The sequence below is a fragment of the Bacteroides timonensis genome, from assembly GCF_000513195.1.
Classification (GTDB): domain Bacteria; phylum Bacteroidota; class Bacteroidia; order Bacteroidales; family Bacteroidaceae; genus Bacteroides; species Bacteroides timonensis.
In genome coordinates, this window is record NZ_CBVI010000090.1 from 17,941 (window position 1) to 31,763 (window position 13,823).

General features: G+C 45.0%; 7 protein-coding genes. All 7 read left to right on the forward strand.

The window, feature by feature from the left end; genetic code table 11:
• Positions 1 to 17: 17 nt before the first annotated feature.
• Entirely contained in the window at positions 18 to 1,484 is a 1,467-nt protein-coding gene (locus BN161_RS16535) for a glycoside hydrolase family 125 protein (RefSeq protein ID WP_044268295.1), read from the forward strand.
• 14 nt (positions 1,485 to 1,498) lie between these two features.
• Entirely contained in the window at positions 1,499 to 2,620 is a 1,122-nt protein-coding gene (locus BN161_RS16540) for a glycoside hydrolase family 88/105 protein (protein ID WP_044268297.1), read from the forward strand.
• A 21-nt stretch (positions 2,621 to 2,641) separates the two neighbouring features.
• Positions 2,642 to 4,588 (forward strand): glycoside hydrolase family 97 protein, encoded by a 1,947-nt coding sequence (locus BN161_RS16545; RefSeq protein ID WP_081743729.1) that lies wholly within the window; start codon positions 2,642 to 2,644, stop codon positions 4,586 to 4,588.
• A gap of 15 nt (positions 4,589 to 4,603) precedes the next feature.
• Entirely contained in the window at positions 4,604 to 6,754 is a 2,151-nt protein-coding gene (locus tag BN161_RS16550; RefSeq protein WP_044268304.1) for an alpha-glucuronidase family glycosyl hydrolase, read from the forward strand.
• Between the two features lie 11 nt (positions 6,755 to 6,765).
• Positions 6,766 to 8,694, forward strand: coding sequence for a hypothetical protein (locus tag BN161_RS16555; RefSeq protein ID WP_044268308.1), 1,929 nt, complete (start codon positions 6,766 to 6,768; stop codon positions 8,692 to 8,694).
• Between the two features lie 69 nt (positions 8,695 to 8,763).
• The gene (locus BN161_RS16560) at positions 8,764 to 11,874 is read left to right on the forward strand and encodes a SusC/RagA family TonB-linked outer membrane protein (protein WP_044268311.1); all 3,111 of its coding nucleotides are present in this window, start codon (positions 8,764 to 8,766) and stop codon (positions 11,872 to 11,874) included.
• 29 nt (positions 11,875 to 11,903) lie between these two features.
• On the forward strand, positions 11,904 to 13,712 hold the full coding sequence (locus BN161_RS16565) for a RagB/SusD family nutrient uptake outer membrane protein (protein ID WP_244436527.1): 1,809 nt from the start codon (positions 11,904 to 11,906) through the stop codon (positions 13,710 to 13,712).
• Positions 13,713 to 13,823 lie beyond the last annotated feature (111 nt).

Genomic DNA, 13,823 nt, shown 5'->3' on the forward strand with positions numbered 1-13,823 from the left:
CTAATACCTTTTAAAACATGAAAAAGAGAAATATCGGTCTATGCGCCGTAGCCTTGTTATGTATGCACAACAATGCCAAAGCAATGGAACCAACTTTAAAACAAGACAACACCAAAGTTGTGAACCATGCCCAGGTGACTGCCGCTTACAAGACCAACCGCCCTGCCGTAAAAAACAGACTGTACGTTTCGAAAGCCGTAGAAGCCGAAATCCTGCGGGTAAAGAAACTGCTGACCAACCAGAAACTGGCGTGGATGTTCGAGAATTGTTTCCCGAACACGCTGGACACAACCGTACACTACCGATTGCTGGACGGCAAGCCCGACACATTTGTCTATACCGGTGACATTCATGCCATGTGGCTGCGCGATTCCGGTGCACAGGTTTGGCCCTACGTGCAACTGGCACACAAAGACCCTGAACTGAAAAAAATGTTGGAAGGTGTCATCCGCCGCCAGTTCCTATGCATCAACATCGACCCTTATGCCAACGGATACAACGATGGTCCCACAGGCGGCGACTGGATGTCTGACAATACAGATATGAAGCCCGAACTGCACGAACGGAAATGGGAGATAGACTCTCTCTGTTACCCTCTCCGACTGGCTTATCAATATTGGAAGGAAACCGGTGACGCCAGCGTTTTCGATGAAGCATGGCTGGAAGCTATCACAAACATCCTGAAGACATTCAAAGAGCAACAACGTAAAGACGGTGTCGGCCCTTACAAATTCCAACGCAAGACGGAACGTGCCCTCGACACGCTGAACAATAATGGTTTAGGCTCCCCTATCAACCCTGTCGGACTGATTGTTTCCTGTTTCCGTCCTTCGGACGATGCAACGACATTTCAGTTCCTGATTCCATCGAACTTCTTTGCCGTATCTTCTTTAAGAAAAGCTGCGGAAATTCTTTCGACAGTAAATCAAAATGATACTTTAGCTCAAGAGTGCACAGCCCTGGCTGACGAGGTAGAGACTGCCCTGCAGAAATACGCTACCTACAATCACCCGAAATATGGCACAATCTATGCTTTCGAAGTAGATGGTTTCGGCAACCACATGCTGATGGACGACGCTAACGTACCGAGCCTCCTCGCCATGCCTTATCTGGGAGATGTGGATGTAAACGACCCTATCTATCAGAATACCCGTCGCTTCGTATGGGGCCAGGACAATCCGTATTTCTTCAAAGGAAAAGCCGGTGAAGGAATAGGCGGCCCACATATTGGATATGATATGGTATGGCCCATGAGTATCATGATGAAAGCTTTCACCAGTCAGGATGATCAAGAGATTAAAGAATGTATCAAGATGCTGATGGATACAGATGCAGGAACCGGATTCATGCACGAATCTTTCCACAAAGATGATCCCGCCAACTTCACCCGCGCCTGGTTTGCATGGCAGAATACACTGTTCGGAGAACTGATTCTGAAATTGGTGGATGAAGGAAAACTGGAATTATTGAACAACATCAAATAAGAGGAGAAACAAATATGCGTAAATTAATAATAGTGGGGTTAATGACTTTTGTGCCCATCTGGCTGTCGGCACAAAAAACTTTTAAGAATTGGCCTGAAGGCGCATCTCCTAAAGCAGTGGGTGAACTGGTTAGTAAGCGCTTTGTAGAAGTTCCGCACCCCAATTTTAATGGTAATCCGGCTCCCCCCAATGAAATCACTTATCCTGAAACATGTGCTTGGTTTGGAGCTTTGCGCTATGCGAACATAACCCATAATAAGAAACTACTCCGGCAATTGGAAGAGCGCTTCTTACCCATCTTCGGTCCGGAACGCCGTTTGCAGCCGTTACCCGACCATGTAGACCATACCGTATTCGGAACGATACCTTTGCAATTGTATGCGCAGACGGGTAAGGAGATTTATTATCATATGGGAATCTGGTACGCCGACGAGCAATGGAAAATGCCCCGTAACACCAAACATAAAGAAGAGTATCAAGCCTTGCTGGACAAAGGGTTATCGTGGCAGACACGTTATTGGATTGATGATATGTTTATGATATCAACCATTCAGTCCCAAGCCTTTTTCGTAACCAAAGACCGCCGGTATATAGACCGTGCTGCCGCAGAAATGGTGGTTTACCTTGATAAAATACAGCGACCGAACGGATTATTCTATCATGCAGAAGATGTTCCATTCTTCTGGGGGCGCGGTAATGGATGGATGGCAGCCGGAATGACGGAACTTCTCGGACTCTTGCCTGAGGACAATCCGAACCGAACCCGCATTTTAGAATCGTACCGGAAAATGATGGATACCTTGCGCAAATATCAGAAAGAAGATGGTTTGTGGGGACAATTAGTAGATGATAAAACGACTTGGACGGAAACATCCGGTTCGGCTATGTTCATTTATGCAATGATAAAAGGCGTAAAACAAGGGTGGCTGGATGAGGCTGTCTACACTCCCATAGTTCGGAAAGCCTGGATTGCTTTAGTGGAACATATTGACGAAAAGGGAGATATTGCCGGTGTGTGCGAAGGCACCAACAAGACGAACGATCGTCAATTCTACTTGAACCGCCGCACTTTATCGGGCAATATGCATGGACAAGCTCCGGTATTGTGGTGTGTGAATGCATTTTTGGAAAAATAACCTTATAACGATAGAAAAACAATGATACATAAGTATTTTATGCCTGTACTGATAGCACTGTTGTGCATGTATGGAGGAAAAGTTTCTGCCAAGGAAATCAATGTACAGTCGCCCGACGGCAAACTGAGAGTGAACATAGAATTAAAAGATAAGGTATATTACTCCGTATATTCGGGCAATGACTTATTACTGGATAATTGTTCTTTGACTATGACATTAGGCAATGAAGTACTGGGAGAGCAACCGAAACTGAGAAGTTTGAAACGTGGCAAGATTGATGAAAGCATAAGACGGGAAATCCCATTGAAAAATGCAATCGTTGAGAATCATTGCAATACGTTACGCATGAATATGGCAGGTAATTACGCCATCGAATTTCGGGTCTTTGATAATGGAATGGCCTATCGTTTTGTAACAGACAAGAAAGGTGAGGTTGAAGTAAAGGGAGAAGATTTCGTAATCAATTTCCCGGCTGACTATTTGGCTCACATGTCTCAGCCGAACAGCTTTAAAACGTCCTACGAATATCCATATACGCATATACAAACTAAAGAATACAAAGCAACAGACCGTATGACCTATCTGCCTGTACTATTAGAGACAGATAAACAATACAAGATATTGATATCGGAAGCCGATTTGCAGGATTATCCATGTATGTTCCTGAAAAGTACCGGTAACAATGGGATGCAATCGCTTTTCCCGAAGTGTCCGCTGGAATTTGGTGAGGACGGTGACCGTAGCATGAAAATATTGAAAGAGGCCGATTATATAGCCAAGACTTCCGGAAAAAGGAGTTTCCCGTGGCGTTTCTTTGTGATTTCCGATGATGACAGGGATATTATTTCCAATGAGATGGTGTACAATCTTTCTTCTCCCTGTGAACTGGAAGATTATAGTTGGATTAAGCCGGGCCAAGTAAGCTGGGAGTGGTGGCATGATGCCCGTTTGTATGGAGTTGATTTCCGCTCCGGTTACAACATGGATTCCTACAAATATTATATTGATTTCGCTTCATCTTTTGGCATTCCTTACATCATCATGGACGAAGGCTGGGCAAAAAGCACCCGTGACCCGTTTACACCGAATCCTACGATTGACCTGCAAGAACTGATTAAATATGGCAAAGAACGTAATGTGAAGATTGTATTGTGGTTGACTTGGTTGGCGGTGGAAAATCATTTTGATTTGTTCAAGACATTTGCCGATTGGGGAATTGCCGGAGTAAAAATCGATTTTATGGACCGTAGCGATCAATGGATGGTGAACTATTACGAACGTGTAGCCAAAGAAGCTGCTAAATACAAATTATTTGTAGATTTCCATGGTTCATTCAAGCCGGCAGGTTTGGAACGCAGATACCCGAATGTCCTTTCGTATGAAGGAGTATTGGGCATGGAGCAAGGCGGCAACTGTAAACCGGCAAATTCCATCTATCTGCCGTTCATGCGAAATGCCGTAGGTCCCATGGATTTTACCCCCGGCTCTATGCTTTCCGCCCAACCGGAAGATAATCGCTCCACCCGTGCCAATGCAATGGGTTCGGGAACCCGTGCTTACCAAATGGCTCTGTTTGTTGTGTTTGAGAGTGGTTTGCAAATGTTGGCTGATAACCCGGTGTATTACTATCGTGAACGCCCTTGCACAGAATTCATATCCAGTGTTCCTGTGGTATGGGACGAAACCAAAGTACTGGATGCCAAAGTGGGAGAGTATGTCATCATTGCCCGTCGTAGCGGAGATAAATGGTTTATTGGCGCTATCACCAACAACACAGGACGTGATCTTGAGGTGGATTTGAGTTTCCTGCCGGAAAACAAAAAGTTACATCTTACTTATTTTGAAGATGGCATCAATGCGGACCGTCAGGCAATGGACTATAAAAAGAAAGAAACAGAAGTTACAAGCTCTGCCAAGTTGACAATGAAACTGGTCCGCAATGGTGGTTGGGCTGGCGTAATCGAATAAAAAGGAGACAATATCATGAATTTGAAAAACATATGTCTGTTTCTTTTGCTATGTTGCACACAATGGGTGCATGCAGAAAACGGTTATGAGCTGTGGCTACGTTATAAGCCGGTAAGCAAGGGAGAGTTTTACGACTCCTACTGCTTGAAAAGCCGTAAAATCATGTTCCCGGGAGAAGCAGAAAGCCTGATTGCTGCAAAGAAAGAACTACAGGCCGGTCTGTCCGGATTATTAAATATGCCTTATACAGAAGCGGAGACTTTAGAGGATAACATGCTGGTGGTTGGTACACCTCAGTCTGTACCATTGTTTAAGAAGCAAGATTTCTATGCCGAAATTAACGGATTGTCCGACGAAGGCTATCTAATTCTGGACTGTACTATAGAAGGGAAAAAGGTTATAGCTATAGCAGCCAGGACAGATGTTGGAATACTATATGGCGTTTTCCATTATCTCAGGTTGATACAGACCAATCAGCCTTTGGATAAACTATATATTAAGGAAAATCCAAAACTGAAGTATCGTGTATTAAATCATTGGGATAACCTGAACGGAACAGTAGAACGTGGTTATGCAGGATATAGTATCTGGAATTGGGAAAGGCTTCCATCTTATAAGGAACAACGCTATACGGATTATGCACGCGCCAATGCCTCCATCGGTATCAACGGAACGGTACTCAACAATGTGAATGCACAAGCTAAGAGCTTGCGAACGGATTGGTTGGTAAAAGCTTCCGGACTGGCAGATGTATTCCGCCCTTATGGTATAAAAGTGTATCTGACAGCAAAGTTTAGCGCACCCAAAGAAATAGGCGGGCTGAATACGGCTGACCCTAAAGATCCTCAGGTGCGGAAATGGTGGAAAGAGAAAGTGAAAGAAATATATTCTTTAATACCCGATTTTGGTGGTTTTCTGGTAAAGGCAAACTCAGAAGGTCAACCCGGACCACAAGATTACGGCTGTTCTCATGCCGATGGTGCGAATATGCTTGCCGAGGCTTTGGAACCTTATGGGGGTATTGTATTTTGGAGAGCATTTGTCTACCAGAATGAACGTCATGTAGATCGTGTGATAAACGGGTACAATGAGTTTAAACCGCTAGATGGTAAATTTGCAAAAAATGTCTTTGTACAACCCAAGAACGGCCCCATAGACTTTCAGCCGCGTGAACCTTTTCACCCTTTATTCGGTGGTATGCCCGATACGCCACTGTCTTTAGAGTTTCAGATAACACAAGAGAATCTTGGACATGCAGGGCATCTGGTATATTTGGGCACTCTGTTTGAAGAAACCCTCCAATCAGATACTTATGAGAATGGAAAAGGCTCTACCGTTTCAAAGGTTTTGCAAAACTACGGGGAATCTCATGGAATTTCAGCCATCGCCGGTGTTCCTAATATTGGTACAGACCTTAATTGGACAGGACATTTATTCGGACAAGCCAACTGGTATGCCTTCGGTCGTCTGGCATGGAATCCGGATACAAGCTCAGGCAAAATTGCGGAAGACTGGGTGAGAATGACCTTCTCCAACGACGAAAACGTACTCTCTCCGGTACTGAAAATTATGATGATGTCCCGTGAAACCTATGTCAACTATACCATGCCCCTCGGACTGAATCATATCATGAACTATGACACACATAACGGACCTGAACCTTGGCATGACGATCCGGTATGGACTGCTTTCGACTATCATAAAATAACCAAGGACAGTATTGGTGTAAACAGAACTGCCAAGGGGACGGGAGCTACCGGACAATATCATCACCCGGTCAGTGAAATGTTTGATGATATCAAGGAGTGCCCTCAGGAATATCTTCTGTGGTTTCATCGAGTTCCTTGGAACTATAAGATGGCTTCGGAAAGGACTTTATGGGATGAACTTATTTATCATTACTACAAAGGTGTGGACGAAGTTCGGCAGATGCAGGCTATTTGGAACAAACTGGATGGTAAGATAGACCGTGAACGTTTTAATCATGTCGCATCTTTATTGAAGTATCAGGAACAGGAAGCTATCTGGTGGCGAGACGGCTGTCTACTTTTCTTTCAGGACTATTCAAGATTGCCTATCCCTGCAAATCTGGAACAGCCCAAACATTCATTGAAATATTATAAAACCATTCCTTTCCCGCATGATTGGAAAGGACGCTACGAATAAATAAAGAATTTATGAAATACATGATGTTTACAATGTTGTTGGTGTGGTTATTTGCCATGCCGACCCAGGCTCGTCAGCCTGATGAATATTGGAGTTCTCCTCGTGGCACTTACGAAGAACGTCGTGATTTATTTTTAGATTACTACTCAGAGAATGGAGGCGGACACCCTCTTTACGGTGTCTTCCGCCAGGCAGCGCGTGCCGCTTCCGGACGTCCTCTGGAGATGGACAAGATGAGGGAGGTGATTTCCGTCATCAAATCGAACCGTGATTGCAATGACTTTACACTCAATTGTCTACTTCGCATGGTTTATCTGGACAAGAGGCAACCTTTCTTTCCGGCAGAAATAAAAGGAAGCATTGAAGAGTGTATTCTGGACTTTAAATATTGGTGGGACGACGGCCGCCGTGATACAACCTACCGTTGCTATCATACGGAAAACCATCAGGCGCTTTATCATACCGCGGAATTGCTGGCAGGTCAGCTTTATAAAAAAACAAAGTTTACCAATGGGATGAACGGCAAGCAACACATGGCACACGCTAAAGAAAGGCTGATGAAATGGTTGGAATATCGTTTCCGTTTCGGATTCAGCGAATGGATGTCCACTTATTACGAGGTGGAAGTATTGCTGCTGGCCAATTTGTATGATTTTGCCGAGGACAAGGATATTCGCTCCAAAGCCGGCATGGTGCTGGATTTACTCATGTTTGATGTAGCGCTGAATAATTATGAAGGTTTCCTCGGCTCGGCAAGTGGACGTAATTATGCCCATTCTATCATCATGGGAGCCCACAATACGGCTCCATTGACCAAGTTGGTATTCGGCGTGGGGACTTATGACCGGGATGAGGTGATGGCGCCCGTAGCTCTCTCCACCAGTTCGTACCGTTGCCCGGAAGTCATCCGAAAAATAGCAGTGGACTACAAGACTCCTTTATTAAACCGTCAACGGGTAAGTATAAACGTAGAAGATGCTCCTGCCTATGGCATTTCGTATGATAAGGAGCTGGATTGTCACCTCTTCTGGGGCATGCAGGAGTTCATACATCCTATGGCTATTCGTATGTCTAAACAGATTTCAGAAAAATACGACGTATGGCCCTATCGGAACTATGACGAGTACATTAAAAAATATGATGCGCAGATAGCCGAACATGGTAAACTTGTGGATATGCATCTGGATCGATTTGCACTTTCAGAGGCCAATATAGAGACCTACCGTACTAAGGACTATATGTTGAGTTGTGCGCTGGACTACCGAAAAGGTGCTCCGGGCTATCAGCAACATATATGGCAAGCAACATTGGACAATAAGGCTCTGGTATATACCAATCACCCCGGCGGAAAGAATCTGCGTTGGTCGCCCAACTATTGGGCCGGTAACGAAATTCTGCCCCGTGCTGTTCAAAGCAAGAATGTGGTAATCTGCATCTATAACATACCGGTCAATCAAAAGAATGATTTTTCCCATGCTTATTTCCCAGTGAAAGCTTTTGATGAAGTACATATTTCCGGTTCCTGGATATTTGGATGCAAAGAGGATGGCTATGTAGCTTTATATTCAAGAAATACAGCAGATTTAAGAGCCGACGACAGAGGCGAAGTCTGTGACCTACTGGCAAAGGGCCGGCAGAATATCTGGATTTGTGAGACAGGTTCAAAATCACAATGGGGAAGCTTCTCAAAGTTTATAGAAGCCATATCTGCCGCATCGGTTCATGATAACGGACTAGACATCAGTTATGAATCTCCGTCCGAAGGTGCGATTTCATACGGTTGGGACAGTCCTTTCTATGTGAAAGGCAAGGAAATGCCATTGCGTTGGCAGTATAGATATGATAATCCTTATTGCAAAGCCCTGTTCAATTCTACCTGTATAGAGATAGAAAAGGATGGAGAAAAGATAATCCTGGATTACAATAAGACAAAAAGGTGACATTCGGTCAGGATATATAGAATATAAACTATAATTAAATAACAAATCGTTTAATTTAAATTGCATATTATGAAGTTACGAAAAACACATTTATTATGGATACCTTTAGTGGTATGCCTATTTCTCGTAAATAGTGTAAATGTCATGGCGGCTATAGAGCAAGCCATCCATGTGAAAGGGCAGGTTGTAGACTCTGCCGGTGAACCTGTGATTGGAGCCAATATCGTAGTAAAAGGTACTACTACCGGGGTGATTTCGGATATAGACGGCAATTTTGCTATTGACGCTCCGAAGAATGCGGTACTGCTTATTTCCTTTATCGGATATAAGTCAGAAGAAGTGAAAGTGACAGGACCTTCGGTGAAAATAGTGTTGAAGGATGATGCCGAGATGCTGAACGAAGTGGTAGTTGTCGGTTACGGTTCTCAAAAGAAATCAGACATAACGGGAGCTATGGTGAACGTAAAGAGCGAAGCGCTGCAACAAGCGCCTGTAGGAAACATCGGCGCGGCATTGCAAGGTCTTGCTGCCGGTGTGGATGTACAGATGGCAGGCGGAAATACGCACCCGGGAGCTTCTCCGCAGATTCGTGTGCGTGGAGAGCGTTCGCTTAGTGGAAGAAATGATGTCTTGATCATTGTAGACGGAATCCCTTTCTCCGGCGGACTGAACGAAATCAATAACGATGACGTAGAGAGCATCAGCGTACTGAAAGACGCTTCGGCAACAGCCATCTATGGTTCTCGCGGTGCCAACGGCGTACTTCTGATCACTACGAAACGTGGAAGCAAAGGGAAAATGAACGTCAGCTACAGCGGTTATTACGGTATCACGACTGCCATCAAGGAATATGACGTGATGAACAGTTCCGAATATATCCAACTGAAGAAATGGGCTACCTATAATGCCAATCCGGATGCCTACACCGGCATTGACGACCCGAATCTGATGCGCGTGGGGGATGTCTTCCGCGATCAGGAGGAGATGGAAGGCTATCTGGCAGGAAACGATACGGACTGGCAGGACTTGATATTCCGAAACGGCATGACGACGAATCATCAGGTGGCTATCAATGGCGGCAATGACCGTACTACGTACAGCGCTTCCGTAGGTTACTATAAAGGACAGAATAACTATGAGGCACACAGCTTCGAGCGTATGACGGCAAAGCTTTCTCTCGACACGGAGATAACCAGCTTCCTGAAAGTGGGTCTTTCTACCTTGAATACTTACATCATCAATAAAGGTCAGGACACCAATCCGATGGAAATGGCTTTGCGTGCTTCTCCTTTCACCACTCCGTACAAAGAAGACGGTTCTCTGCGCACTTACTTGCCCGGTAGCGGACAGAATGTATGGAACCCCTTATTAGATACGCAGAAGAACAGTGTAGTGGACGACCGTAAGAGCCTGTCTACCTTCACCACCGGTTATATCGACGTGAAGTTGCCTTTCGGCATCAAGTATCGTTTCAACGGCGGTATCAACCTGAAATATTACTCAATCGGCCAATTCCAATCCACCAATACGACCAAACGTATGGGCGCCCTCGACTGGTCGTTCGGCGAATATCAGCACAGTGTAGACTATACGTTGGAGAATATCCTGACTTGGGATTACTCTTTCAACAATGTCCACAACTTCAACGTGACCGGATTGTTTTCCGCAGAAGAGAAGGAGTTCACCAAGAACAGCGTGTCTGGCAATGACTACTACGATGACAACATCCAGTATTACAATCCGGGACTTGCACAGGGCAACGTGACCGGTGGCGGTGGCTACGAGAAATGGGGCCTGCTCTCTTACATGGGACGTCTGAACTATAACTATAAAGAGAAGTACCTGTTGACGGCAACCGTGAGATACGACGGCTCGTCCCGCTTGGCAAAAGGTAACAAATGGCATGCGTTCCCTTCGGTTGCTTTGGGATGGAACCTGATGCGTGAGAACTTCATGCAGAATGTCAATACGGACGTCCTTTCCGGCATGAAACTGAGAGCCAGCTGGGGTAATGTGGGCAGTACGGCTATCAATGCTTATCAGACGATGTCAATACTGGATACCGGCAGCAAGTACTTGTTGGGTACAGGCGGCGTAATGGGTGTTCGTCCGGGTACTGTGCCGGATAGCTCCCTGGGATGGGAAAACACCGAGACATGGAACGTAGGTGTAGACTTCGGCTTCCTGAACAACCGCATCACCGGTACTATCGAATGGTATCAACAGAATACTACGGACTTGTTGTTGGGTGTACATCTGCCTTCTACTTCCGGTTACTCCAATTCTTACCTGACCAATCGCGGGGCTACCCGAAACCGTGGTCTGGAATTCAATGTGACTACAGTGAATATCGAAGGCGACGGACAGGACAAACTCTCTTGGTCAACCGACTTAAACATCTTCGGCAACCGTAACAAAATCATGGATCTTGGTGAAGGAGTAGAATTTGACAAAGATGCCGGATTCTTCTTGGGACAAGACAGCTATGTGATTTACTCATACGAGCACGACGGCCTGTGGCAGGATACTCCCGAAGACCGTGCATTGGCCGAGTCATTCGGCTACGCGACTTCCGGTGCCAATTCCGTAATCGGTACTGTCAAGATCAAAAACCACCATATCGATTATGAGGAAGACGGCGTCACTCCGAAAGCCAAACAGATTATCAACGAAGATGACAAAGTATTCATCGGTCGCCGTGCCCCGAAGTTCGAGGGAGGTATCAACAACCGTTTTGCCTGGAAAGGCTTCGACCTTTCGTTCTTGTGGACATTCCGTTATGGTGGAACTATTACCTCGGATATGCATAACGGCTGGATGAATACTTTGCAGGGTGGTTACAACAACCTGAACGTGGATTACTGGACGCCGGACAATACAACAGCCCGTTGGCCGAAACCCACTACCGCTACAATTTCTAACAAAGGATTGCTGGCCCGTTACGATGGCTCTTATCTGAAATTGAGAAACATCACATTAGGATATAATATTCCCAAGACATTCCTTTCCAAATTAAACGTGCAAACAGCCCGCATATATGCTACAGGCTCAAATCTCTTCACTTGGTTTAGCAAAGAGTACCGTAAAGATGGTGGCATAGATCCGGAGACTACAAGTTCCATCAACTTAAAGACTCCTCCTACCCGCACATTTGTGTTTGGCTTGAATTTAACTTTCTAAATTAGTAATTGAATAATAGCAGAATGAATATGAAAAAGATATTATCAACACTTGCCTTGTCATCACTTGTTTTGTTGGCAACCGGTTGTTCCGATTTTCTGGAGGAAGAGAATCACTCGAATGTAATGCAGGATTTCATGGCAACACCTTCCGGCTTTGGCATGGCCCTAAACTCTGTTTATGCCAATGTACGTTCCACTTATAGTGCCGAAGAAGGCATTCACGGATTAATGAATCCGGGCACGGACGAATTGAAGAACAACATCGGAGGAAGCAACCGTTGCGCCGATCTTGCAAACTACGATTTAGAGAAATATAATGCAAACAATGAATACCCAAGGAAGTTGTGGAACGATGCCTATATCCACATCAACACCTTGAACTATATGATTGAAAATGCTGATAAAGTAGACATTACCACCACTGTGCTGACTGCTGCACAGCGTGACCAGTACTTAGGTGAAGCTTATTTTATGCGAGCTTATAATTACTTTCATTTGGTGGAACAATTCGGTGACGTTACACTGACTACCACCTATAATGCATCCCCAAGTACTTCGGCCGAACGCCATGATATGGTGCGTGTTTATGAAGAGGTCATTATCCCTGATTTATTGAATGCCATCAGGCTCTGTTCACCCAGTCCGCAACTCAATAATCTGGAGTCAGGCCGCGCTTCTGCCGCAGCTGCCCGCCACCTGTTGTCACGCGTTTATCTGACATTAGCCTGGGTATTCGATAAAGATCCTGCCAATCCATCTTATAAAGGAAATACGCAGACGAAGTACTATAACACCACCAAGGCTAAGGAATATTATCAGAAAGCGTTTGATATGGCAACCGGATTAATCACGGATGCCCCTTCTTTGGGATTGAAGCTGATGGACAATTATGCAGATGTTTTTGATGAAGCCAATGATGCCCCTTCCGGCAAGAACAAGGAAGAACTGTTTGTAGCCCGTATGGACTGGGATGATGACAACACTTTTGGCGGACGCAGCACGCTGAATCATTACTTTGTGAATGGTTATGACCAGTATTTGGGTGAGCGTAACATCAATGACGGACGTTGTTACTCTTGGATTAATCCTACCGGCTATACCTATAATGCTTTCAACAACCGTGATAAAGATACACGTTATAAAGCAACTTTCCAGACAGTGTGGTATGCCACTAAAACGCAAAAAGGTGGTGTTGTCAATTATGTCATTGACGGCAAGGACGAAAGCTTCAACTGGGACTATACCGTTGTTGGCGATACTGCCATGTACTATCCGGGATATTATATGTCTGCTGAAGAAATCAGAGCTAAAACCCAGAATCGTGAAGGTAATCACTATCTGATTTTTACCCCTGACGCTTACAATGGTCGTGCCATTTTCCCCACTATCATGAAGTTCCTGGACAGAACGCGTGCTATTCCCAATGACAATACAGATCGTTCTTACATCATTTATCGTTTAGCCGAAACTTATTTGCTGGCTGCTGAGGCCGCTTTCAAATTGGGTGATAATACGAATGCAGCTAAATATATAAATGTGATTAGAGAGCGTGCCCGTGATAAGCAAATCGGTGAAATTGGTGCATTGGACATCGCTCCAAGTGATGTTACGCTCGACTTCATCCTTGAAGAACGTACCCGTGAGTTGCTTGCAGAACATTGCCGATGGGCAGATTTAGTTCGTACCGGAACATTGATTGACCGTGTGCGCAAGTATGACGATGGTAAAGCCAATACGAATATTACGGAAGACAGACATTGGTTACGTCCTGTTCCACAACAAATGATTGACCGTGTGACGACCGGCGAACGTTATCCACAGAATCAAGGATGGTGATAGGTTTTTGACACTTTGTATTTCCCATCCCCCGAGAATGCGTTATTTGCGCACCAGGGCACAGTAGGACAGAAATACGCGATTAAAAAAGTATATCCGGCTGATGCACAG